Genomic DNA, 24466 nt, shown 5'->3' with positions numbered 1-24466 from the left:
ACCTTGGCCGCGAATGCTATTCAACAAATGAAATGAGGTGCAACCTGTTTCGCTCGAATCAGTTGCACCTGATCGGTTTTATCGTCGACTTTCCGATTATCGCCCTTATTTGGTGCACTCATGGACCCTCAACCTGAAATTAAAGCACCAGGTCGGTGCACTACAAACAGGTGCGTATCTGCCGCCTGACGAACTGCTCATTGTTTCAACAAAAAAAGGGTTGCACCCGGTTGCACCTCATTCTGCGCGCAGCTAATCTTGCCGCCAGCTGATGCCACGCCGTACGTGGTAAACATGAGGATAAAAATATGGCTACCACCACCCTCGGGGTCAAACTCGATGACCCGACCCGCGAACGCCTCAAGGCGGCCGCAACCTCGATTGATCGCACGCCGCACTGGCTGATCAAGCAGGCAATTTACAATTACCTGGAAAAACTCGAGGGTGGTGCAACCCTGACCGAGCTCAACGGTGCTCTTCGCGCCGACAGCGATGACGCCGGCGAAGTCCCGGTCGACCACGCGCACCAATGTTTCCTGGAATTTGCCGAAAGCATCCTGCCGCAATCGGTCCTGCGCGCTTCCATCACGGCCGCTTACCGTCGCCCAGAGCCGGAAGTGGTTCCGATGCTGATCGAACAGGCGCGCCTGCCGGCCCAAATGGCCGAGGCCACCAACAAGCTGGCCGCCTCGATTGCCGAGAAGCTGCGCAACCAGAAGAGTGCCGGCGGCCGTGCCGGGATTGTCCAGGGCCTGCTGCAGGAGTTCTCCCTGTCGTCCCAGGAAGGCGTGGCACTGATGTGCCTGGCCGAAGCGCTGCTGCGCATTCCGGACAAAGGCACCCGCGACGCACTGATCCGCGACAAGATCAGCACCGGCAACTGGCAACCGCACTTGGGCAACAGCCCGTCGCTGTTCGTCAACGCCGCGACCTGGGGCCTGCTGCTGACCGGCAAGCTGGTCGCCACCCATAATGAAGCGGGCCTGACCTCCTCTCTGAGCCGCATCATCGGCAAGAGCGGCGAACCGATGATCCGCAAGGGCGTCGACATGGCGATGCGCCTGATGGGCGAGCAGTTCGTCACCGGCGAAACCATCGCCGAAGCCTTGGCCAACGCCAGCAAATTCGAATCCAAGGGCTTCCGCTATTCCTACGACATGCTGGGTGAAGCGGCGCTCACCGAACATGACGCGCAGAAATACCTGGCCTCGTACGAACAAGCCATCCACTCGATCGGCAAAGCGTCCCACGGCCGTGGGATTTATGAAGGCCCGGGCATTTCCATCAAGCTCTCGGCCCTGCACCCACGCTACAGCCGCGCCCAGTACGAACGCGTCATGGACGAGCTGTATCCGCGCCTGCTGTCGCTGACCCTGCTGGCCAAGCAATACGACATCGGCCTGAACATCGACGCCGAAGAAGCCGACCGCCTCGAACTGTCCCTGGACCTGCTGGAGCGCCTGTGCTTCGAGCCGCAACTGACCGGCTGGAACGGCATCGGCTTCGTGATCCAGGCGTACCAGAAGCGCTGCCCGTATGTGATCGACTATGTGATCGACCTGGCTCGCCGCAGCCGTCACCGCCTGATGATCCGCCTGGTAAAAGGCGCCTACTGGGACAGCGAGATCAAGCGCGCCCAGGTCGAAGGCCTGGAAGGCTATCCGGTCTACACCCGCAAGGTGTACACCGACGTGTCCTACATCGCTTGCGCCCGCAAGCTGCTGTCGGTGCCGGAAGTCATCTACCCGCAGTTCGCCACCCACAACGCCCACACGTTGTCGGCCATTTATCACATCGCCGGTCAGAACTATTACCCGGGCCAGTACGAATTCCAGTGCCTGCATGGCATGGGCGAACCGCTGTACGAGCAGGTGGTAGGCAAGGTTTCCGACGGCAAGCTGAACCGTCCGTGCCGCGTGTACGCCCCGGTCGGCACCCACGAGACGCTGCTGGCCTACCTGGTGCGTCGCCTGTTGGAAAACGGCGCCAACACCTCGTTCGTCAACCGCATCGCCGACCAGTCCATTTCCATCCAGGAACTGGTGGCCGACCCGGTCGCGAGCATCGAGCAAATGGCGACTCTGGAAGGTGGTTTCGGCCTGCCGCATCCGCGCATTCCATTGCCACGCGACCTGTACGGCAGCGAGCGCGCCAACTCCAGCGGCATCGACATGGCCAACGAACATCGCCTGGCCTCGTTGTCCTGCGCGCTGTTGGCAACGGCCCATAACGACTGGAAGGCCGCGCCGATGCTCGGTTGCGCCGCCAGCGAGGAAACCCCGGCACCGGTCTTGAACCCGTCCGACCACCGTGACGTGGTCGGGCATGTACAGGAAGCCACCGTCGCCGACGTCGACAACGCTATCCAATGCGCCCTCAATGCCGCACCGATCTGGCAGGCCACGCCACCGGCCGAGCGCGCCGCAATCCTGGAGCGCGCCGCCGACCTGATGGAAGGCGAGATCCAGCCGCTGATGGGCCTGTTGGCTCGTGAAGCAGGCAAGACCTTCGCCAACGCCATCGCTGAAGTCCGCGAAGCGGTGGATTTCCTGCGTTACTACGCGGTACAGGCACGCAACGATTTCACCAACGACGCCCACCGTCCACTGGGCCCGGTTGTGTGCATCAGCCCGTGGAACTTCCCACTGGCGATCTTCAGCGGCCAGGTCGCCGCAGCCCTGGCGGCCGGCAACCCGGTCCTGGCCAAGCCTGCCGAGCAGACCCCACTGGTGGCCGCCCAGGCTGTGCGCCTGCTGCTTGAAGCCGGCATTCCGGAAGGCGTGTTGCAACTGCTGCCGGGCCGTGGCGAAACCGTCGGTGCCCGTCTGGTGGGTGACGAGCGGGTCAAAGGCGTGATGTTTACCGGTTCCACCGAAGTAGCGCGCCTGTTGCAACGCAACATCGCCGGTCGCCTGGATAATCAGGGCCGCCCGATCCCGTTGATCGCCGAGACCGGCGGCCAGAACGCGATGATCGTCGATTCATCGGCCCTGACCGAACAGGTCGTCATCGACGTGGTGTCGTCGGCCTTCGACAGCGCCGGCCAGCGTTGCTCGGCCCTGAGGGTCCTGTGCTTGCAGGAAGATTCCGCCGACCGCGTGATCGAAATGCTCAAGGGCGCCATGGCCGAGTCGCGCCTGGGTAACCCGGAGCGCCTGTCGGTCGACATCGGCCCGGTGATCGACGCCGAAGCCAAGGCCGGCATCGAGAAACACATCCAGGCCATGCGCGACAAAGGTCGCACCGTGTACCAGATGGCAATTGCCGACAGTGACGAGTGCAAGCGCGGCACCTTCGTGATGCCGACCCTGATCGAGCTGGAAAGCTTCGATGAGCTGCAACGCGAGATCTTCGGTCCGGTACTGCACGTGGTGCGCTACAAGCGCAAGGAGCTGGATCAGTTGATCAATCAGATCAATGCCTCCGGCTACGGCCTGACCCTGGGCGTGCACACCCGCATCGACGAAACCATTGCCAAGGTGGTCGATAACGTCCACGCCGGCAACGTCTACGTGAACCGCAACATCGTCGGTGCCGTGGTCGGCGTGCAGCCGTTCGGCGGCGAAGGTTTGTCGGGCACCGGGCCCAAGGCCGGTGGCCCGCTGTACCTGTACCGCCTGCTGTCGACCCGTCCGACCGATGCGATCCAACAGTCCTTCGTGCGCGCCGATGCCGTCAACGCGCCGGACCTGCGCCTGCGCGAAGCCATGAGCAAACCGCTGACCGCCCTGCAAGCCTGGGCCGACAGCCAGAAACTCGCCGAGCTGAGCACCTTGTGCGTGCAGTTCGCGGCCCAGTCGCAAAGCGGTATCACCCGCCAGCTGACCGGCCCGACGGGCGAGCGCAACAGCTACGCCATCCTGCCGCGCGAGCACGTGTTGTGCCTGGCCGACGTGGAAGGCGACCTGCTGACGCAACTGGCGGCCGTACTGGCTGTAGGCGGCTCGGCCGTGTGGCCGGAAACCGACACGAGCAAGGCCTTGTTCGCCCGCTTGCCGAAGGACATCCAGGCGCGCATCCAGCGCGTTTCCGACTGGACCAAGGACGACGTGGTATTTGACGCGGTCCTGCACCACGGTGATTCGGATCAATTGCGCAGTGTTTGCCAGCAAGTGGCCAAGCGTGCCGGCGCCATCGTCGGGGTCCACGGTTTGTCACAAGGCGAAACCGGTATTGCGCTGGAGCGCCTGGTGATCGAGCGCGCGCTGAGCGTCAACACCGCGGCGGCGGGCGGTAACGCCAGCCTGATGACGATCGGTTAACAGCAGCGGCAAGTTTTGAGCTGCAAGCTGCAAGTAAAAGCTAGGCACTTACTTGCAGCTTGAAGCTTGAAGCTTGCAGCTTAGAACTTGTGCCGCTTTATCACCCCCATCAATCTTCCTGTTCACCCTCTATCTACCCAGCCTAGACTCGGCCCATTCCCAAACAAGGTAGGCCGCCATGTCCGAGACGCTGCTCAGTTCCCGCAATCTGGCTTTCGAGCTGTATGAAGTCCTTGATGCCGAGGGCCTGACCCTGCGTGAGCGGTTTGCCGAGCACAATCGCGAAACCTTCGACGCGGCCCTTGGAACGGCCCGCAACATTGCCGAGAAGTACTTCGCGCCGCATAACCGCAAGAATGACGAAAACGAACCCCGTTACGAAAACGGCCAGGCCGTGCTGATTCCCGAGGTGAAGCCAGCGGTGGACGCATTCCTGGAGGCTGGCTTTCTCAATGCCGCCCGCAGTTTCGACGCCGGTGGCATGCAGCTGCCGACCTTGCTGTCCCAGGCCTGCTTCGCGCATTTCCAGTCGGCCAACGCCGCCTCCACCTCTTATCCGTTCCTGACCATGGGCGCGGCAAACCTGATCGAGAGCTTCGGCAGCGAGGAACAGAAACGGCGCTTCCTGCAACCGATGATCGACGGGCGTTTCTTCGGCACCATGGCCCTGACCGAACCCCACGCAGGCTCGTCGCTGTCGGACATCCGCACCCGCGCCGAGCCGGCGCCGGACGGCACCTACCGCCTCAAGGGCAACAAGATTTTCATCTCCGGCGGCGATCACCCGCTGTCGGAAAACATCGTGCACATGGTCCTGGCGAAACTGCCGGACGCGCCAGCGGGGGTGAAGGGCATTTCGCTGTTCATCGTGCCCAAGTTCCTGGTCAACGACGACGGCAGCCTCGGCCCGCGCAACGACGTGCTGCTGGCCGGGCTGTTCCATAAGATGGGCTGGCGCGGCACCACGTCCACGGCGCTGAACTTTGGCGACAACGGCGAGTGCGTCGGCTATCTGGTGGGCAAGCCGCACCACGGCCTGAGCTACATGTTCCAAATGATGAACGAGGCGCGGATCGGCGTCGGCATGGGCGCGGTGATGCTGGGCTACGCCGGGTACCTGTATTCCCTTGAGTACGCCCGTGAACGTCCGCAAGGCCGGGTGCCCGACAGCAAAGACCCGACTACCGCACCAGTCGCGATCATCCAGCATGCCGACGTGCGGCGCATGCTGCTGACCCAGAAAGCTTATGTCGAAGGCTCGTTTGACCTGGGCCTGTATGCGGCGCGGTTGTTCGACGATACCACCACACTTGAAGACGAAGCCGAACGGCGGCGCGCCCATGAACTGCTGGATCTGCTGACGCCCATCGTCAAATCCTGGCCGTCGGAGTTTTGCCTGAAAGCCAACGAACTGGCCATCCAGATTCTCGGCGGCCACGGCTACACCCGCGAGTACCCGGTGGAGCAGTACTACCGCGACAACCGCCTGAACCCGATCCACGAAGGCACCCACGGCATCCAGTCGCTGGACCTGCTGGGCCGTAAACTGGCGCAGAACGGCGGCGCCGGGCTCAAGCAATTGATTCGCCTGGTGGCCGACACCACCGAGCGCGCCCAGGCCCACGATTCACTGACGCCCTTGCGCCAGCCGCTGGAAGCCCTGGTGGCGAGCTTGCAGACAGTCACCCTGGGCCTTCTGACCGATCTGGCCCAGGGCAAGGTCAATAGCAGCCTCGCCAACTCCGCGCTGTATCTGAAGGTGTTTGGTCACATGGTGATCGGCTGGCGCTGGCTGGAACAGGCGATTCGCGCCGAAGAAGGCCTGGCCAGGGGCGATGCCGCAGACAGCGATTTCTACAAGGGCAAGCTGCAAGCGGCGCGGTATTTCCTGACCTGGGAAATTCCCGGCTGCCACCATGAACTGGCATTGCTCGAGGCGCGGGACGATACGTGCCTGGGGATGCGGGACGAGTGGTTCTGAGCCGGGTGTTGTAGCGCGGCTTATATCGCTATCGCGAGCAGGCTCGCTCCCACAAAGGGTTCCAAGTGGACGCGACATCTGCGTTCACCGCCGATCCATTGTGGGAGCGAGCTTGCTCGCGAAAGCGATGGATCAGGCAAATCAATTGCAACTGACATGCCGCCTTCGCGAGCAAGCTCGCTCCCACAATCAAATCACTAACAACCCTTGGTCTTCAGGCCTGCTGAATCGTCTTGGCAATGACATCCACCGTAGCGCTGACCTGCTCTTGATAACGCTCGAGCTCCGCTTGATGGTTTTTCTGCATCTCGATCTGCTGCGAGCACAGGTTCATGGCCGCCAGCACCAACAGCCGATCACCGATCAGCGTCGGATATTTACGCTTGGTCTCGGCCAGGGCCGTCTTGAGCATCGAAGCGGCGTCCAGCAAGGCCTGTTCCTGGCCGGCCGGCGCCTTGATTGAATAGTCCTCTCCCAGGATCGAGATGACCGTTACCCCGTCGGCGGCGTGCTTCATGCGTTGACAGTGCCTGCACTGGCACGCTCGATCAGCGCCTGGATACGCGCAGCTGTGGTGCCGTGCAGTTCTTCCTGTTCCATCAGGCTCAGTTGCAGGCTTTCGTTTTCATCCTTGGCCCTGGCAAGTTCCGCGCTCAGGGTTTCATTCAGGCCGGTGAGGTGGCGGTTCTGTTGCACCAGGTCATTGACCAGTTGCTCCAGCTGGCTGAGGGATGCTTCCAACATATTGATTTCCAGGGATTTTCAGGGGGCGCGTACGATAAAGAAAAGTCACCGGCGATGCTATGGGGCATAGGCGACGGTGCTTCGCTGGCGAGCTGTAAAGACTGTGGTTCACGGATCTGGTTCCTACCCTTCGTCGTAACGACGCGACAAAACCCCGCATGCCCCTCAAGACTTCAGCCACCTGACCGATAAGTCAGGCATACCCGTAACAGTCTCGCACGGACGCCTCTTTCCGGTACTTTCCATGTCCTTACGTAATATGAACATCGCGCCGCGGGCGTTCCTGGGGTTTGCCCTGATCGGCGCCCTGATGCTGGCCCTTGGTGTATTTGCCCTGAGCCAGATGAGCAAGATCCGCACGTCCGGCGAAAACATCGTCGAAAACAGTGTGCCCAGCATCAAGGCCCTCGACGAGTTCACCCAAATCACCCTGCGCCTGCGCGTGCTGTCCTACCGGCTGCTGGTCAACCGGGAACCGGACATCCAGCAGAAGACCTACGATCTGTTGGAACAACGCAGCCAGCAGATCCGCGCCGCCCAGACCGCTTATGAAAATCTCATCAGCGCTGCGGATGAACGGGCCGCCTATGACCAACTCGTACAGCTGTTGGGCCAGTATCGCCAGCTTGAAGATCGGATGAAAACCCTGTCGCGCAACAACCAGGTCGATGACCTGCGCGTGCTGCTCAACACTGAACTGCTGAGTAATTCCGATGCCGTCAACGCGGCCATCGCCCGCCTGGTGGAGATTAACAACCTGCAAGCCGAAACCTTGAACCAAGGCGCGACGCAGCAATATTCCACGGCCTTCAACTGGGTGGTCACGCTGCTGGTCATCGCCACCGGCCTGACCCTGCTGTTCGCCTGGCTATTGACCAACAGCATCACCAGACCGATTGCCAATGCCCTGGATGCCGCCGAAGAGATCGCCAAGGGCAACCTGACCCGGCCGATCATCGTCGATGGCAGCGATGAAGCCGGACGCCTGCTGCGGGCCATGTCGACCATGCAGGAAAAACTGCGCGACACCCTGCAACGCATCTCCGGCTCGGCCACGCAACTGGCCTCCGCCGCCGAGGAACTCAACAGTGTCACCGACGAAAGCGCCCGCGGCCTGACCCAGCAGAACAACGAAATCGAACAGGCCGCCACCGCCGTCAACGAAATGACCAGCGCCGTGGAAGAAGTGGCGCGCAACGCGGTCAGTACCTCGGAAGCCTCGAAGCACGCTACGACGTCGGCCGGCGATGGTCGGGACCTGGTGCAAGAGACGGTCAGCGCCATCGAACGCATGAGCGCCGACGTGCAAGGCACTGCCACCTTGATCGGCAACCTGGCCGATGAGTCCCGTGACATCGGCAAGGTGCTGGACGTGATTCGTGGCCTGGCCGACCAGACCAACCTGTTGGCGCTGAACGCAGCCATCGAAGCCGCCCGTGCCGGTGAAGCCGGTCGTGGTTTTGCCGTGGTGGCGGACGAGGTGCGTGCCCTGGCGCATCGCACCCAGCAGTCGACCAGCGAGATCGAGCGCATGATCGGCAGCATCCAGAGCGGCACCGAACAGGCCGTGGATTCGATGCGCAACAGCACCGAGCGCGCCGAGTCGACCCTGAACATCGCTCGCGGCGCCGGCATGTCCCTGGACACGATCAACACCGCCATCGTCGAAATCAACGAGCGCAACCTGGTCATTGCCAGCGCCGCCGAAGAACAGGCCCAGGTGGCCCGCGAAGTGGACCGCAACCTGGTGAACATCCGCGACCTGTCGGTGCAATCGGCCACCGGCGCCAACCAGACCAGCGCCGCCAGTGCCGAACTGTCGCGCCTGGCGGTGGATCTGAACAGCATGGTCGGGCGGTTCAGCCTCTGATCTGCGTAATGGTTGATCGTCCCGCTGACCGTGAGCGATCAACCCTCCAGCTTTCGTGGCGAGGGAGCTTGCTCCCTCTGGCCCGATCCGACGCCTCGGGCGAAGCGGCCCCAGGACCTAAAAGCGACGACTGCTTCGCAGCCGAGCGGGAGCAAGCTCCCTCGCCACGGTATTGCTGCCGCCCTTGTAGCCCTATCTCCAACCTTTTTTGACAGCATCACATTTCAACAGGTTAGAATCGCTGGCACGCAGACTGCATGGTCAGTCCGTGCCCGCCCTTGTTTTTTTTCGGAGTACTGCCTTTGACTGCAACCACCATCAACAGCCTGTTCTTGATCGGCGCGTTGCTGGTAGGTGCGAGCATCCTGGTGAGTTCTCTTTCGTCCCGCCTGGGAATCCCGATCCTGGTGATTATCCTGGCCGTGGGCATGGTGGCCGGTGTCGACGGCGCCGGCATCCTTTTCGATAACTACGCCACCGCCTACCTGGTCGGCAACCTCGCCCTGGCTGTCATCCTGCTGGACGGCGGTTTGCGCACCCGGGTTTCCAGTTTCCGGGTGGCGTTGTGGCCAGCGCTGTCGCTGGCCACCGTCGGGGTGTTGATCACCACCGGGCTGACCGGCCTGGCGGCGGCGTGGCTGTTCAACCTGAACCTGATCCAGGGGCTGCTAATCGGCGCCATCGTCGGCTCGACCGACGCCGCGGCGGTGTTTTCGCTGCTCGGCGGCAAAGGCCTGAACGAGCGGGTCAGCGCTACCCTCGAGATTGAGTCCGGCAGTAACGACCCGATGGCCGTGTTCCTGACCGTTACCCTGATCGGCATGCTCGCCAGTGGCGAAACCGGCCTGCACTGGAGCCTGCTCGGGCATCTGGTGCGCGAGTTCGGTATCGGCTCGGTGCTCGGCCTGGGCGGCGGCTGGCTGATGTTGCAACTGGTCAACCGGATCAACCTGGCCAACGGCCTCTATCCGATCCTGGTCATCAGCGGTGGCCTGGCGGTATTCGCCCTGACCAACGCCCTGCACGGCAGTGGCTTCCTGGCGGTGTACCTGTGCGGCCTGGTGCTGGGCAACCGTCCGGTGCGCAGCCGCCACGGCATTTTGCACATGCTCGATGGCATGGCCTGGCTGGCCCAGATCGGCATGTTCCTGGTGCTGGGACTGCTGGTCACGCCTCATGACCTGCTGCCGATCGCCCTGCCCGCCCTGGGCCTGGCGTTGTGGATGATCCTATTTGCGCGCCCGCTGTCGGTCATGGTGGGCCTGCTGCCGTTCAAGGCGTTCCACGGTCGCGAGAAAGCCTTCATTTCCTGGGTCGGCCTGCGCGGCGCGGTGCCGATCATCCTCGCGGTGTTCCCGCTGATGGCTGGCCTGCCCCACGCCCAGCTCTATTTCAACCTGGCGTTCTTTATCGTGCTGGTGTCGCTGCTGGTGCAGGGCACGAGCCTGCCATGGGTCGCCAAATTGCTGCATGTCACCGTACCGCCCGAGCCGCTGCCGATCTCCCGTGCCGCGCTGGAAGTGCACGTCACCAGCGAGTGGGAACTGTTCATCTACCGCCTGGGCGCGGAAAAATGGTGCATCGGCTCACCGTTGCGGGACTTGAAAATGCCTGATGGCACGCGCATCGCGGCGCTGTTCCGTGGGCAGCAACTGCTCCATCCGTCGGGTAGCACCGTGCTGGAAGTCGATGATCTGCTGTGTGTTATCGGCCATGAACACGACTTGCCGGCCCTTGGAAAGCTCTTCAGCCAGGCGCCGCAACGGGGCCTGGATCTACGCTTCTTCGGCGACTTCGTACTCGAAGGAGACGCCCAGCTGGCCGCGGTTGCCGCCCTGTACGGGTTGAAACTGGAGGGCATCGATCCGGACATGTCCCTGGGCCGTTTCATCGCCCAGAAAGTTGGCGGTGCGCCAGTAGTCGGCGACCAGGTGGACTGGAACAACACCCTGTGGACCGTCGCGGCCATGGACGGGAACAAGATCGGCAAAGTGGGCGTCAGATTCCCCGAAGGAAGTCGCCCGGGTCCCGGCTTGTTCCTCTAAACTGCTCCCACTCTTATTTGCTCGACCGGTCTCTATGCCTACCCTGCGCTCCTTTTTTGCCATCGCCCTGCTGGGCCTGAGTCTCTCCGTCTGCCCACTGCAAGCCGCTGAACTGCCCACCAGCGCTTCGGTGCAAGCCAGCCTGGACAAGATCGGCGACCGCAAGCTGCCGGAAGCCGACGAAAAAGCCTTGCAGGCCGTGTTGCAGAACACCCTGACTCAGCTCAACAACAAGGCGGACTACGAACAGAAGCTGGCAGCTCTCAAGCAGCAGTTGGCCAACGCGCCGAAGCAGAACATCGAGAACCAACGCGAACTGACCCGGCTCAAGGGCACCAATGTGGTGCCGGTGGCGCAACGCTACGCCAACCTGCCGATTCCCCAGCTCGAGCAGATGCTGACGGAACGTTCCACCCAGCAGGGCGACCTGCAAAAGGCCCTGGCCGAGGCCAACAGCCTGATCATCACCGCCCAGACCCGCCCCGAGCGGGCCCAGGCGGAAATCTCCAGCAGCCAGACCCGCATCCAGCAGATCAACGCCATCCTCAAGGCCGGCCGGGACGCCGGCAAAGCTCTCACCGGCGAGCAGCGCGACCAGCTCAATGCCGAGCTGGCGGCGCTCAACGCGCTGATTCCGTTGCGCCGCCAGGAACTGGCCGGCAACAGCCAGCTACAGGACCTGGGCAACGGCCAGCACGACTTGCTGATGGAAAAAATCGCCCGCATGGAGCAAGAAATCCAGGACCTGCAAAACCTGATCAACCAGAAACGCCTGGCCCAGTCCCAGGAAACGGTGACCCAGCAATCCATCGAGGCCCAGAAGGCTGGCGGCAGTAGTCTGCTGGCGACCGAAAGCGCGACCAACCTCAAGCTCTCCGACTACCTGCTCAAGAGCACCGACCGCCTCAACGAAGTCACCCAGCAGAATTTGCAGACCAAGCAACTGCTGGACAGCGTCACCCAGACCGACGCGGCCCTGGACGAGCAGATCAGCGTACTCAAGGGCAGCCTGCTGCTCTCGAAGATTCTCTACAAGCAGCGCCAGACTCTGCCGCGCCTGAAGCTGGACCAGAACCTGGCGGACCAGATCGCCGACATTCGCCTGTACCAGTTCGAGGTCAGCCAGCAGCGCGAGTTGCTGAACAACCCGAGCGCCTACGTAGACAACCTGCTGGCCTCCCAGCCATCGGAGCAAGTCACACCGCAACTGCGCAAGACCTTGCTGGACCTGGCGCTGACCCGCGTCGACCTGCTGGAACGCCTGAACCGTGAATTGAGCGCGGTACTCAACGAATCCATTACCTTGCAGCTCAACCAGAAGCAATTGCTCAGCACCGCCCAGAACCTGCGGGCCACCCTCGAAGAACAAATGTTCTGGATCCCCAGCAACAAGCCGCTGGATTTCGAATGGCTGCGGGCCGTGCCGACACGCCTGGAAAAACAGGTGGACTCGCTGCCCTGGGCCTCGAGCCTCAGTGAATTGGCCGATGGCCTGACCCAGCGCCCGCTGCTGTTCCTGCCCCTGGCGCTGCTGATCGGTGCGTTGCTGTGGCGACGCAAGCATCTCTATGCCCGGTTGAACAAGGTTCACCAGGACGTCGGTCACTTCAAGCGTGACAGCCAGTGGCACACGCCGCAGGCGATTCTGATCAACATCCTGCTGGCCATGCCGGTGGCCCTGGCGCTTACCCTCTGCGGCTATGCCCTGCAAATCGACGCCCGCGGCCAGAACGCCAACCTCGGCGCGGCGCTGCTGCAGATCGGCCAGGCCTGGCTGGTGTTCTACACCGCTTACCGCGTGCTGGCGCCCGGAGGCGTGGCCGAGTTGCATTTCCGCTGGGAAAAACCTCAGGTCGAATTCCTCCAGGGCTGGATCCGCCGGCTCGGGCTGGTGGTGCTGGCGCTGGTGGCGGTGGTCGCGGTGGCCGAGTTGCAGCCTTCGACCCTGGCCGACGATGTGCTCGGCATGCCGGTGGTGCTGACCTGCTACGCCCTGATGGCGTGGTTGCTCAGCCGCCTGCTGCTGAGCAGCCCGACCCACCAGAACACCTCCCTGTTTCGCAAGGCCGTCGGGGTGCTGTTCACCGCGCTGCCGATCGCGCTGTTCGTGGCAGTGTGCTTCGGCTACTACTACACCGCGCTGAAGCTCAGCGACCGGCTGATCAATACCCTGTACCTGCTGATGTTCTGGCTGGTGATCGAAGCCACGTTCGTGCGCGGCCTGTCGGTCGCGGCGCGGCGCCTGGCCTATCAGCGCGCCCTGGCCAAGCGCCAGGCCGCCAAGGAAGCCGGCGATGGCGAGGCGGTGGTCGAGGAGCCGACTCTGGATATCGAGAAGGTCAATGAACAGTCCCTGCGCCTGATCCGCCTGGCGCTGCTGGGTGGATTCATCGCCGCGCTGTACTGGGTCTGGTCGGACCTGATCAGCGTATTCTCGTACCTGGACAACATCACCCTCTACGAATACACCAGCGGCACCGGCGCCAACATGAGCATGGTGCCCATCAGCATCGGCGACATGCTCGGCGCGCTGATCATCATCGGCATCACCTTCGCCCTGGCGCGCAACCTGCCGGGCCTGCTGGAAGTGTTCGTGCTGTCGAAGCTGAACCTGGCCCAGGGCAGCGCCTACGCCACCACCACACTGCTGTCCTATGTGATCGCCGGCGTCGGCTTCGTCACCACCCTGTCCACCCTCGGCGTGAGCTGGGACAAACTGCAATGGTTGGTGGCTGCACTGTCGGTGGGCCTGGGCTTCGGCATGCAGGAGATCTTCGCCAACTTCATCTCCGGGATCATGATCCTGTTCGAACGCCCGGTGCGCATCGGCGACACCATCACCATCGGCAACCTGTCGGGCACGGTCAGCAAGATCCGCATCCGTGCGACCACCATCACCGACTTCGACCGCAAGGACATCATCGTCCCGAACAAGACCTTCATTACCGGGCAATTGATCAACTGGTCGTTGACCGACACCGTGACCCGGGTAACCCTGAAACTGGGCGTGGACTACGGTTCGGACCTGGACCTGGTGCGCGAACTGCTGCTCAAGGCCGCGCGGGAAAACCCACGGGTGCTCAAGGAGCCGGAACCGATCGTGTACTTCCTGAACTTCGGGGAGAGCACCCTCGACCACGAATTGCGCATGCACGTGCGCGACCTGGGCGACCGTAACCCGGTGCTGGACGAGATCAACCGCTTCATCAACCGTGAATTCAAGAAGCAGCACATCAATATTTCGTTCCGGCAGATGGAAATCTACCTGAAGAACCTTCACGGCCAGGAATACAAGCTGGTGCCCGCCGAGCCCGATCACAAGACCATAGCGCCGTCGACCGTCGCCAATATCAAACCGGTACCAGAGCCACCGCAACAGAATCTCGACTGATCGCGGGGTGCCCCTGGGCATCGCGCAGGAGACGGCCATGAAAACCCTGGAAACGCTGACCTTCGACAACCGCTTCGCCCGCCTGGGCGACGGTTTCTCGGCCCACGTACTGCCCGAGCCCATCGACAACCCTCGCCTGGTCGTTGTCAGCCCCGCCGCCATGGGCTTGCTGGACCTGGACCCGGCCGAAGCCGAGTCGCCGCTGTTCGCCGAGCTGTTCGGCGGTCATAAGCTGTGGGCCGAGGCCGAACCCCGGGCCATGGTCTATTCCGGGCATCAGTTCGGCCATTACAACCCGCAACTGGGTGATGGGCGCGGGCTGCTGCTGGCAGAGGTGTACAACGAGGCCGGTGAACACTGGGACCTGCACCTCAAGGGTGCCGGCCAGACGCCATTCTCACGGATGGGCGACGGCCGGGCGGTGCTGCGCTCCTCGATCCGCGAATTCCTGGCGTCCGAAGCCCTGCACGCCTTGGGCATTGCTACCACCCGTGCGCTGTGCGTGATCGGCTCGGACACCCCGGTGTGGCGGGAAAAGCAGGAGCGCGCGGCCATGGTCCTGCGCCTTTCGCCCAGCCATGTGCGCTTCGGCCACTTCGAATACTTCTACTACACCAAGAAACCCGAGCTGCATGCGGCCATCGCGGAGCATGTGCTGAATCTGCACTTCGCCGAATGCCGCGAGCAGCCGGAGCCGTACCTGGCGATGTTCCGGGAAATCGTCGAGCGCAATGCCGAGTTGATTGCGAAATGGCAGGCCTATGGCTTCTGCCACGGCGTGATGAACACCGACAACATGTCGATCCTGGGCATCACCTTCGACTTCGGGCCATTCGCCTTCCTCGACGACTTCGACGCCAACTTCATCTGCAATCATTCAGATGACCAGGGCCGCTACTCCTTCAGCAATCAGGTGCCCATCGGGCAGTGGAACCTCAGCGCCCTGGCCCAGGCCCTGACGCCCTTCATTAGCGTCGAGGCCCTGCGTGAAACCCTCGGCTTGTACCTGCCGCTGTATCAGGCTCACTACCTGGACCTGATGCGCCGCCGCCTCGGCCTGACCCGCGCTGAAGAGGACGATCAGAAACTGGTGGAACGCCTGTTGCAACTGATGCAGAACAGCGGCGTCGACTACAGCCTGTTCTTCCGCCGCCTGGGCGACCAGGCCCCCGCACCGGCCATCGCCACCCTGCGCGACGACTTCGTCGACCTCAATGGCTTCGATGCCTGGGGCGAACTCTACATAGCCCGCGTGAACCGCGAAGGCACCGTCGACCAAGACCAGCGCCGAACCCGCATGCACGCCGTCAACCCGCTGTACGTGCTGCGCAACTACCTGGCCCAGAAAGCCATCGACGCCGCCGAGTCCGGCGACTACGAAGAAGTCCGCCGCTTGCACGCCGTGCTGAGCAACCCGTTCGAGGAACAACCGGGAATGGATGCCTATGCGCAACGTCCACCGGAGTGGGGCAAGCATCTGGAAATCAGTTGCTCCTCGTAATGCTGAGGCGCCCTGTGGCGAGGGAGCTTGCTCCCGCTCGAGTGCGTAGCGCTCGCCTTGGGACTTGAAAGGCCAGGGGCTGCTGCGCAGCCCAGCGGGAGCAAGCTCCCTCGCCACAAAAAGCAGGTCGGCGTGATCCAGATGAATCAGCGCCGATTAACGGCTGCTGCGCAGCCTACAGGGATGAATTCCCTCGCCACAGGCTTTGCTTCGCCCCGGATGATCTTTAGCTGACTGGCTTTATAAAAAATGCCACTCATCCCACCTTATCGTTCCCCTGCTCAGGCGTTTCGATTCCTGACTCTGTTTCGGCATCCGCTTGCTCATTCGCCGGTTTTGCCGGTGGTGTTTCCTTCGGATAGCCGGGTAAACCGCGGGTGTCTTCCGGGGTCAGCTCATCCCGGTCATGGCGCTCATCAGTGGCGTATGACGGGGCGGCGTTCGGGTCTTCGTCGCGGCCGGCGGTGCCGAGTACGAAGCCGTCGTCGTTGGGGCTGTTCAGCGTGGTGGAGAGGGTTGGGTCTTGAGGATTGCTCATGGGGCCTCCGAATACGAACAGGTGCGTTGTATTTTTGAGGGCCTGGCGCGCCTTGCGTGCGGCGGACCTGATGAATGGCACCGTGAGAAGACCTGGAGAAAATCTCTGTGGGAGCGAGCCTGCTCGCGATGGCGGTGGATCAGCTTGCCTCGATGTTGAATGTGCCGCCGCAATCGCGAGCAGGCTCGCTCCCACATTGGGGCCTGCGGTGGCCCCTACTTTCATGCCCGGCGCAAATCCCGTGGGAGCGGGCTTGCTGATTCACGCTAAGCCATATCGCTATGGCTGAATTCCTCTGCCAGAAAGTCGATCAACGTGCGCACCGACGGCAGCAACCCGCGCCGTGAGGCAAAGATCGCGTGGACGATCCCGCACTTGGGCGTCCAGCCCGGCACCAGCTCCACCAGCCGGCCCGCCGCTATGTCTTCGCGTACCACCACGGTGGGCAGGTGGGCGACGCCGATACCCGCCAGTACCGCATGCCGCAGGGCCAGCAGGTCGTCGGTGACCATGCGCGGTTCATGGCGGATCAGCGCACGGCTGCCATCCGGGCCGAACAGTTCCCACTGGTATTCGCGTTGCGCCGAGCCCCAATGCACGCTGGGCAGGCCGTTGAGGTCCGCCGGGGAGGCGGGAGACGACAGACGCTCCAGATAAGCCGGGCTGCCTACCAGGCATTGGGTGCTGTTGCTCAGCACTTTCATGACCATGTCGGTGTTTTCCAGCGGCGGGAAGCGCACCCGCAAGGCGATATCGAACCCTTCATGAATCAGGTCGACCCGGCGGTTGGTGCTCTCGATGAACAGCTCCACCCGCGGGTATTTGATCATGTAGCGGGTCAGCATCGGCCCGACCCAGCTATTGAGCAATGCCGTCGGGCAACTGATGCGCACCAGCCCCTGGGGTTCGGAACGGTTGCGCTCGATCACTTCGGCCGCGCTCTCGGCCTCGACCCGCATCGCCAGGCAGCGCTGGTAATAAGCCTGGCCGATCTCCGTGAGCGTGCAAAGGCGGCTGGTGCGATGGATCAAGCGCACCCCGAGCCGCTCCTCCAACTGGGCGATACGCCGACTGAGCTTGGACTTGGGCATGTCCAGCGCACGACCGGCAGCAGCGAAGCCGCCGTGTTCCACCACTTGGGTGAAGTAGTAAAGCGTATTGAGGTCTTCGATGATCGTTCTCCAAATAGAACGCAAAGGCGGATTTTTGCAGTCTAGCGCATCAAAGGTATCACTTTTAATCTATGTCCATCGCTTAGGAACACAGGCCGAAGCCAAAAGCTTCAGTCGGATCGACACCCGATTTAACGCTGTACCGAGTTCAAAACCTTAACCCCGCCGAATCGTTCGGCACCCAAACTTTATGAGGATTACGCCATGACCACTTCCTACAACCGCCTGGACAAAGACAACGCCGCCGTTCTGCTGGTAGACCACCAGGCCGGCCTGCTGTCGCTGGTACGCGACATCGATCCGGACCGTTTCAAGAACAACGTTCTGGCCCTGGCTGACCTGGCAAAATACTTCCAACTGCCGACCATCCTCACCACCAGCTTCGAAACCGGCCCCAACGGCCCGCTGATGCCCGAGCTCAAGACCCTGTTCCCGGACGCGCCATACATCGCCCGCCCTGGCCAGATCAACGCCTGGGACAACGAGGATTTCGTCAAGGCCATCAAGGCCACCGGCAAGAAGCAACTGATCATCGCCGGCGTTGTGACTGAAGTCTGCGTGGCCTTCCCGGCACTATCGGCCCTGGCCGAAGGTTTCGAGGTGTTCGTGGTCACCGATGCCTCCGGTACGTTCAACGAGCTGACCCGTGACTCGGCCTGGGACCGCATGTCCACCGCCGGCGCCCAACTGATGACCTGGTTCGGCCTGGCCTGTGAGCTGCACCGCGACTGGCGCAACGACGTGGAAGGCCTGGCGACCCTGTTCTCCAACCACATCCCGGACTACCGCAACCTGATGACCAGCTACAACACCCTGACCAACGGTAAATAACCCGCATCACATCACCTCTGTGGGAGCGAGCTTGCTCGCGATGGTGGTAAGCCAGTCAACACATCATTGACTGTGCTGCCGCCATCGCGAGCAAGCTCGCTCCCACAAGGTTTTTTGTGGTGGCTGTCGGGCCGTGTTCAAATCGTTGCATCGATGTTTTTCTGGAGCCACGCCAATGCTGATCCCCTGCCCCCACTGCAATGGGCTCAACCGCATACCCACCGAACGCCTCGGCGACCAGCCCAAGTGCGGGCGCTGCAAGGCGCAAGTGCTGTCGAGCAAACCGTTCGAACTCAAGCAAGGTGACTATGCCAGCCAGATCAAGGGCGACCTGCCGCTATTGGTAGATGTCTGGGCCGATTGGTGCGGGCCCTGCAAGTCCTTCGCGCCGGTGTTCGAACAGGCCGCCACGCAACTGCTGGGCAAATGCCGGCTGGCCAAGCTCGACAGCGAGGCCAACCAGCAATTATCGGCGCAACTGGGGATCCGCTCGATTCCCAGCCTGATCCTGTTCAAGGAAGGCCGGGAAGTGGCGCGCCAGAGCGGGGCTCTGCCTTTGCCGCAGCTGATGGGGTGGTTACGTAGCCAGGGGGTTTGAGGTCACACAGACCATTGTGGATCACTGCTGCCCCTGTGGGAGCGAGCTTGCTCGCGATAGCGCACTGACAGACAACGCCCTGTTGCATGTGTCCTCGTCATCGCGAGCAAGATCGCTCCCACAGGATCAAGCGCCTTCCAGCAATCCATGCAGCTCGACGAACTGCTGGGTCAGCTTGTGCCGTGGGTCCAGGTGAATCAGCGGTAGGCTGGCCTGGTGGGATTCGCGCATGCGCACCGAGCTGCTCAGGTATACCGGCAATACCGGCAGGCCTTCTGCGATCAGCTCGTCCAGCATCTGTTGGGGCAGGCTGGCGCGGGCCTGGAATTGGTTGACGACGATGCCTTCGACTTCCAGACCGTCGTTATGGTCGTCCTTGAGCTCGTCGATTTCCGCCATCAGCCCGTAGAGCGCCTGGCGGGAGAAGCTGTCACAGTCGAAGGGAATCAGCACGCGATCAGCGGCGATCAGCGCTGAAACCGCATAGAAGTTCAGGGCCGGCGGGGTGTCCAGATAGATCCGGTCGTAGTCCTCGTCCAACTCTTCCAGCAGTTTGCGCAGCTTGTTGATCTTGTGTTTCGCCTCGAGCTTGGGCTGCAGGTCCGTCAGTTCCGCCGTGGCAGTGATGACATGCAGGTTGTCGAACGGTGTCTCGTAGATATCCACCTTGCTCTTCTTCGAGAAGGGCCCGGACGACAGGGTCTGCTTGAAGAAGTCGGCGATTCCCATGGGAATCTCGTCCCCGGTCAGGCCGGTCAGGTATTGAGTGGAGTTGGCTTGAGCGTCCAGGTCCACCAACAGTGTGCGATACCCTTCGCTGGCGCTGACTGCTGCCAGGTTGCAGGCAATGCTGGATTTGCCCACGCCACCTTTCTGATTGAACACCACACGCCGCATGGCAAAGCCTCCGTGTCTCAAAGATTCCCGAGTGTAGTAGGCCGCGACACCGCTTAGCTACCTTCTGCGTAGACGGACTACAGCATCGGTGGCTTTTTCCACGACTGAGGCGTCAATGGCTGCTGCATAGGCCGCAAGCAACCGACAGACAGGCGCGTCACAATCGCGATAATGGTTCCAGCCTGAGACTCAGTGCACTGATTCGTACATTTTTGCTGTGCAAAATGTAACCAGTATTTGCTACAAGCCAACCGCACCGGGATAATGCGCGCCACTTGGGTCGCAAGACCATGCAGGGTTGGACGCGGGTCAAACCACTGACCGTGACAATAAAAGCCCGCAGGGGTGGGATTAATTTGTGATCAATTTCAACATCGCCCAATGGCGCGCATGGGCCCCTGGGCTCGAAAGCGTGGCCGATTGGCAGGCATGGAGCCGACAACCGGTCGTATTGCCCGCCAGCGATGCCGCCCCTGACGTCTCGTTCCTGCCGGCCATGCAACGCCGCCGCCTCAGCCGTCTCGCACGGATGGCTTTCAGCGTGGGCTGGCCGTTGGCCGAGGGCCGGCCGGAGCTGCCGTTGGTCTTTATTTCCCGCCACGGCGAAACCCCACGCACATTCGAGATTCTCAAAGACCTGGCCGCTGACCAGCCCCTTTCACCAACCCAGTTCAGCCTGTCGGTGCACAACGCCGTAATCGGCCTGTGGTCGATCATGCGCGGCGAAACCAGCGAAATGACGGCCCTGGCCGCCACCGGTGACGGTCTGGAACACGGCGTACTGGAGGCCGCGGCACTGCTCAACGAAGGTTCGCCCGCCGTACTGCTGGTGATGACCGAAGAACAACCGCCGCAGGTGTACGCGCCATGGGTCAATGATGTGCCATTTCCCTATGCCATGGCCCTACTGCTGACCCCGGGCGACGACTGGCAACTGGACCTGTCCGCCGGTCAATTACCCGGTAGCGACTGGCCCCATGCCCTGAATCTGTTGCGTACCCTGCTGACCCATCAAACCACTTGCCAACATGCCTGGAAGAATCGCGTATGGACCTGGCAACGCAACCGGTAATCGGTAAACATCGCGACGCCTTCTACTGGCGCCTGCTCGCGACCGCCGCCAGCTTCGCCCTGTTCGGGCTGGGTGGGCTGTGCCTGCGCCTGCTGGTGTTTCCGGTCCTGGCCTGGCTGCCCGGTGATGCCCAGGCCCACCGGCAACGAGCCCGGCGCACGGTCGGCCGGTTGTTCTGGTGCTTTATCCGTTTCATGGCCCGGACCGGAGTGCTCACCTATCAGATCGACGGCGCCGAACGGCTCGGTCGCCCTGGACAGATGATCATCGCCAATCACCCGTCACTGATAGACGTGGTGTTCCTGATCGGCCTGGTGCCCAACGCCAATTGCGTGGTCAAGCAGAGCCTGTGGGACAACCCGTTCACCCGCGGCCCGTTGCGCGCAACGCAATACATCAGCAATGACGGCAGCATGGACATGCTCGACGCCGCCAGAGATGCCCTGCAGGACGGCCAGACCCTGATCGTCTTTCCCGAAGGCACCCGCACCCAGCCGGGCCAGGCGCCGGCCTTTCATCGGGGCGCCGCGGCCATTGCCCTGCGCGGTGCGAAGATCCTCACGCCGGTCACCATCGAGGTCTGCCCGACCACCCTGACCAAGGCCGAGCCCTGGTACCGCATCCCAGCACGCCGCGTGCACTTCAGTTTTCGCGTCGGGGCCGATATAGACCCGCAGGCGTTCGCCGCGCTCGGCCCGCCGCCCCAGGCTTCGCGCAGGCTCAACGATTTTCTGCATCACCATTTCATCAAGGAGCTCGCCGAAGATGAGCGATCTGCACCGTGACATCAAACAGCTGATCATCGACGCCCTCGGTCTGGAAGACATCGGCATCGACGACATCGGCGACCACCAGACCCTGTTCGGCGAAGGCCTGGGCCTGGACTCGGTCGATGCCCTGGAGCTTGGCCTGGCGATCCAGAAACAGTACGGCATCAAGATCGACGCCGACGCAAAGGACACCCGTAACCATTTCAGCAATGTGGCAAGCCTTGCGGCCTTCGTCACTGCAAAACGCCCCTGAGACCGGACCATGCAAACTCGTGACGACATTTTCAACACCCTGCGCGATGCTCTGGTCGAGCTCTTCGAGCTGGACCCCGAACGCGTGACGCTGGAATCGAACCTGTACCAGGATCTGGAGATCGACAGCATCGACGCAGTCGACCTGATCGACCACATCAAGCGCCAGACCGGCAAGAAAATTGCCGCCGAAGAGTTCAAGTCCGTGCGCACCGTCAATGACGTGGTCGAGGCGGTTTATCGACTGGTCCAACCGGCCGCATGACCCGGCTGATTGGCCTTGGCCTGCTGCTGGCGGGCCTGTTGTACCCCTTTGCGGTGTATTTCGGCATGGAGCACTTCGCTCCGTGGCAGTTCGGGCTGCTGCTGGGCAGCCTGTGGCTGGCCCGGGCCTTGCTGGGCAATGGCGGTCCCGGCAGTCGCTGGATGGCAACATCGGCGATCGTGTTCTGTGCGTTGCTCGCGCTGTTCGACAGCCCGCTCCTGCTGCGCTGGTACCCGGTGCTGATCAGCGCCTTCATGCTCGGGCTGTTCGTGCTGAGCCTGAGATACGGGCCGCCCATGATCGAGCGCCTGGCTCGCCTGCGCGAACCGCAGCTGCCGCAGAAGGCGGTGGTCTATACGCGTCAGGTCACAGTGGCCTGGAGTGTGTTTTTCCTGTGTAACGGTTTGCTCGCGGCCGCCCTGACCCTATGGGCGCCGCTGAGCTGGTGGATGTTGTACACCGGCCTGATTTCCTACGGATTGATGGGGCTGCTGTTTGCCATTGAATGGCTCATACGACAACGGGTAAGAGGCCGTCCATGAATTGGATAACACTTGAGCAGATGTTGCTCGAGGCTTTGCCGGAACGTGCTGTCACTGCCGATCCGGCGCTCAATCACGCGCAGTTGCGGGACGCGGCGTTGCGCCTGGCCGCCGGCCTGCAAACCCGGGGCGTGCGGTATGTGGCCGTGCATCTGGAAGATGCCGCCGACTTGGCGGTAGCCCTGCTCGGTGCCTGGCGTGCCGGGGTGCGAGTCCTGCTGCCGGCCGACCTGCAAGCCCAGACCCGCCAACGCTGGACCGCCGAGGTGGACCTGTGGCTGACCGATCAGCCCGGCGACACTCATCCCGGCCAATTGCAAGAAGCCCCGCTGCCCCCCGCTGAACTGGACGTCGATGACTGCTGGCTGAACCTGTGCACCTCCGGCTCCAGTGGCGAACCCAAGCGCATCGAAAAAAACCTGCGACAGTTGAGCAACGAAGTCCAGGCTCTGGAGCAATTGTGGGGCGCCGAGCTGGGTCCGGCCTGCATGATCGGCAGCGTCGCTGCCCAGCACATCTATGGCTTGCTGTTCCGGGTGCTGTGGCCGCTGTGCGCCGGGCGGCCGTTCGTGCGTCGGCAACTGGCATTCCCGGAAGATCTGCAACGCGCCAGCCGCGAACACCCGGCGTTTGCCTGGGTCGCCAGCCCGGCGCTGCTCAAGCGCATGGGCGACAACCTCGACTGGCCGGCCTTGAGCCGAGTGCGCCGGGTGTTCTCCTCCGGCGGCGCCTTGCCGACCGAGGCCGCCGAGAGCCTGCAGCAGCGCCTCGGGCAGTGGCCGACGGAAATCTTCGGCAGCTCGGAAACCGGCGGCATCGCCTGGCGCCAGGGCGGCGGCTTGTGGCAGCCGTTTGCCGACGTCGAGCTGAGCCAGGACAGCGACGGCGCCCTGCTGATCGCCTCGCCCTATCTGCCGGCCGGACATGTGGAACACACCGCCGACGCAGCGCGGATCGCCGAAGACGGACGCTTCGAACTGCTCGGGCGGCTGGACCGTATCGTCAAGCTCGAAGAAAAACGTATTTCCCTGCCGATGCTCGAACAGGCGCTGACCTCTCACGAATGGGTCAGCGAAGCGCGGCTCGGGGTCGTGCAGGAGAATCGCGCCTCCCTCGGCGCACTGCTGGTACTCAGCGAAGCCGGCCTGCGAACCCTGCGCAACCAGGGCCGACGCGCCGTGACCGAGGGTCTGCGCCGCCACCTGAGCGGGCACTGCGAAACCCTGGCCCTGCCACGACGCTGGCGTTGGTTGCGGCAGCTGCCGCTCAATGCCCAGGGTAAGTTGCCCCAGGCCGAAGTCGAAGCGCTGCTGATGGCGTCGCGTCCCAAGGCGCCCGAAATCCTGGAACAAGTCGAAACCGCCGGTGAATGGAACCTGCAACTGGTCGTGCCACCGGATCTTGCGTACTTCAGCGGCCATTTTCCCACCGCGCCGGTACTGCCTGGGGTGGTCCAGGTCGATTGGGCTATGAGCCTGGGCCGACAATTGCTGGACGTGCCGCCCCGGTTCATCGGCATGGAGGTGCTGAAATTCCAGCAACTGGTACGCCCCGGCGATGAAATCCAGCTGAGCCTGCGTTTCGACCGCGAACGCGGCAAGTTGTACTTCGCCTACCGCAACGACACGGCGGCCTGTTCCAGCGGGCGGATTGTGTTGGGGGTGGGTGATGAGTAATCCAAAGGTTCACCCAGCCTCCCTCGCCACAGCAAGCTCCCTCGCCACAATGGATCGGC

Annotated in this window: 19 protein-coding genes and 1 pseudogene; 15 read left to right on the top strand and 5 right to left on the bottom strand. The window is 62.6% G+C overall.

The genetic code is table 11. The annotated features are described in order from the left end of the window. The first annotated feature begins 308 nt into the window (after positions 1 to 308). Together putA and ACLEJR_RS03860 are read left to right on the top strand one after the other, a co-directional pair. On the top strand, positions 309 to 4262 hold the full coding sequence (gene putA, locus ACLEJR_RS03865; protein WP_440812241.1) for a trifunctional transcriptional regulator/proline dehydrogenase/L-glutamate gamma-semialdehyde dehydrogenase: 3954 nt from the start codon (positions 309 to 311) through the stop codon (positions 4260 to 4262). A gap of 178 nt (positions 4263 to 4440) precedes the next feature. Further along, positions 4441 to 6243 carry an acyl-CoA dehydrogenase gene (locus ACLEJR_RS03860; protein ID WP_440812239.1) on the top strand — a complete coding sequence of 601 codons (1803 nt, stop codon included), beginning with the start codon at positions 4441 to 4443 and terminating at the stop codon, positions 6241 to 6243. A 214-nt stretch (positions 6244 to 6457) separates the two neighbouring features. Here the strand turns inward: ACLEJR_RS03860 and ACLEJR_RS03855 are convergent, their stop codons facing one another. Further along, entirely contained in the window at positions 6458 to 6760 is a 303-nt protein-coding gene (locus tag ACLEJR_RS03855) for a cell division protein ZapA (RefSeq protein WP_440796996.1), read from the bottom strand. After that, entirely contained in the window at positions 6757 to 6987 is a 231-nt protein-coding gene (locus tag ACLEJR_RS03850; RefSeq protein ID WP_440812236.1) for a hypothetical protein, read from the bottom strand. The genes ACLEJR_RS03855 and ACLEJR_RS03850 overlap by 4 nt, the downstream gene beginning before the upstream one ends. 244 nt (positions 6988 to 7231) lie before the next feature. Here ACLEJR_RS03850 and ACLEJR_RS03845 point away from each other — a divergent pair. The 5 genes and pseudogenes from ACLEJR_RS03845 to selO all read left to right on the top strand — a co-directional run. Then, positions 7232 to 8002: pseudogene (locus ACLEJR_RS03845) on the top strand (MCP four helix bundle domain-containing protein); the annotation flags it as partial. Further along, positions 7985 to 8857, top strand: coding sequence for a methyl-accepting chemotaxis protein (locus ACLEJR_RS03840; protein WP_440812502.1), 873 nt, complete (start codon positions 7985 to 7987; stop codon positions 8855 to 8857). The pseudogene ACLEJR_RS03845 and the gene ACLEJR_RS03840, both read left to right, overlap by 18 nt. A 302-nt stretch (positions 8858 to 9159) precedes the next feature. Next, the gene (locus ACLEJR_RS03835) at positions 9160 to 10902 is read left to right on the top strand and encodes a potassium/proton antiporter (protein ID WP_440796990.1); all 1743 of its coding nucleotides are present in this window, start codon (positions 9160 to 9162) and stop codon (positions 10900 to 10902) included. A gap of 34 nt (positions 10903 to 10936) precedes the next feature. After that, on the top strand, positions 10937 to 14293 hold the full coding sequence (gene mscK, locus ACLEJR_RS03830) for a mechanosensitive channel MscK (protein WP_440812234.1): 3357 nt from the start codon (positions 10937 to 10939) through the stop codon (positions 14291 to 14293). Positions 14294 to 14330: 37 nt separating this feature from the next. After that, positions 14331 to 15794 carry a protein adenylyltransferase SelO gene (selO, locus tag ACLEJR_RS03825; RefSeq protein ID WP_440812231.1) on the top strand — a complete coding sequence of 488 codons (1464 nt, stop codon included), beginning with the start codon at positions 14331 to 14333 and terminating at the stop codon, positions 15792 to 15794. 256 nt (positions 15795 to 16050) lie between these two features. On the opposite strand, the gene ACLEJR_RS03820 is transcribed toward selO, so the two are convergent. After that, positions 16051 to 16332 carry a hypothetical protein gene (locus tag ACLEJR_RS03820; protein ID WP_440812229.1) on the bottom strand — a complete coding sequence of 94 codons (282 nt, stop codon included), beginning with the start codon at positions 16330 to 16332 and terminating at the stop codon, positions 16051 to 16053. Positions 16333 to 16598: 266 nt separating this feature from the next. Further along, positions 16599 to 17504, bottom strand: a complete 906-nt coding sequence (locus ACLEJR_RS03815) for a LysR family transcriptional regulator (RefSeq protein WP_440797079.1) — start codon at positions 17502 to 17504, stop codon at positions 16599 to 16601. 204 nt (positions 17505 to 17708) lie between these two features. Between ACLEJR_RS03815 and ycaC the strand changes: the two genes are divergently transcribed. Together ycaC and trxC are read left to right on the top strand one after the other, a co-directional pair. After that, positions 17709 to 18335, top strand: a complete 627-nt coding sequence (gene ycaC / locus ACLEJR_RS03810) for an isochorismate family cysteine hydrolase YcaC (protein ID WP_440796982.1) — start codon at positions 17709 to 17711, stop codon at positions 18333 to 18335. Between the two features lie 175 nt (positions 18336 to 18510). Further along, complete coding sequence (trxC, locus tag ACLEJR_RS03805; RefSeq protein WP_440812227.1) at positions 18511 to 18933, top strand: thioredoxin TrxC; 423 nt, start codon at positions 18511 to 18513, stop codon at positions 18931 to 18933. Positions 18934 to 19059: 126 nt separating this feature from the next. On the opposite strand, the gene ACLEJR_RS03800 is transcribed toward trxC, so the two are convergent. After that, complete coding sequence (locus ACLEJR_RS03800; protein ID WP_440796978.1) at positions 19060 to 19830, bottom strand: ParA family protein; 771 nt, start codon at positions 19828 to 19830, stop codon at positions 19060 to 19062. A 358-nt stretch (positions 19831 to 20188) separates the two neighbouring features. Here ACLEJR_RS03800 and ACLEJR_RS03795 point away from each other — a divergent pair, with 358 nt between their 5' ends. From ACLEJR_RS03795 to ACLEJR_RS03770, 6 genes are read left to right on the top strand one after another with little or no spacing between them, the layout of a single operon-like run. Further along, entirely contained in the window at positions 20189 to 20902 is a 714-nt protein-coding gene (locus ACLEJR_RS03795; protein ID WP_440796976.1) for a beta-ketoacyl synthase chain length factor, read from the top strand. After that, the gene (locus ACLEJR_RS03790) at positions 20878 to 21687 is read left to right on the top strand and encodes a lysophospholipid acyltransferase family protein (RefSeq protein WP_440812224.1); all 810 of its coding nucleotides are present in this window, start codon (positions 20878 to 20880) and stop codon (positions 21685 to 21687) included. The genes ACLEJR_RS03795 and ACLEJR_RS03790 overlap by 25 nt, the downstream gene beginning before the upstream one ends. Then, complete coding sequence (locus tag ACLEJR_RS03785) at positions 21668 to 21925, top strand: phosphopantetheine-binding protein (RefSeq protein WP_042727925.1); 258 nt, start codon at positions 21668 to 21670, stop codon at positions 21923 to 21925. Before ACLEJR_RS03790 ends, ACLEJR_RS03785 begins: the two co-directional genes overlap by 20 nt. Positions 21926 to 21934: 9 nt before the next feature. Then, entirely contained in the window at positions 21935 to 22189 is a 255-nt protein-coding gene (locus tag ACLEJR_RS03780; protein WP_030140951.1) for an acyl carrier protein, read from the top strand. Then, complete coding sequence (locus ACLEJR_RS03775) at positions 22186 to 22731, top strand: hypothetical protein (protein ID WP_440796972.1); 546 nt, start codon at positions 22186 to 22188, stop codon at positions 22729 to 22731. The genes ACLEJR_RS03780 and ACLEJR_RS03775 overlap by 4 nt, the downstream gene beginning before the upstream one ends. After that, the gene (locus ACLEJR_RS03770) at positions 22728 to 24407 is read left to right on the top strand and encodes an AMP-binding protein (RefSeq protein WP_440812222.1); all 1680 of its coding nucleotides are present in this window, start codon (positions 22728 to 22730) and stop codon (positions 24405 to 24407) included. The genes ACLEJR_RS03775 and ACLEJR_RS03770 overlap by 4 nt, the downstream gene beginning before the upstream one ends. The last annotated feature ends 59 nt before the right edge of the window (positions 24408 to 24466 follow it).

The organism is Pseudomonas sp. SMN5 (genome assembly GCF_052041925.1).
Classification (GTDB): Bacteria; Pseudomonadota; Gammaproteobacteria; order Pseudomonadales; family Pseudomonadaceae; genus Aquipseudomonas.
The sequence above is the reverse complement of the archived record's forward strand: the minus strand, read 5'-3'. Positions and strand labels throughout refer to the sequence as shown.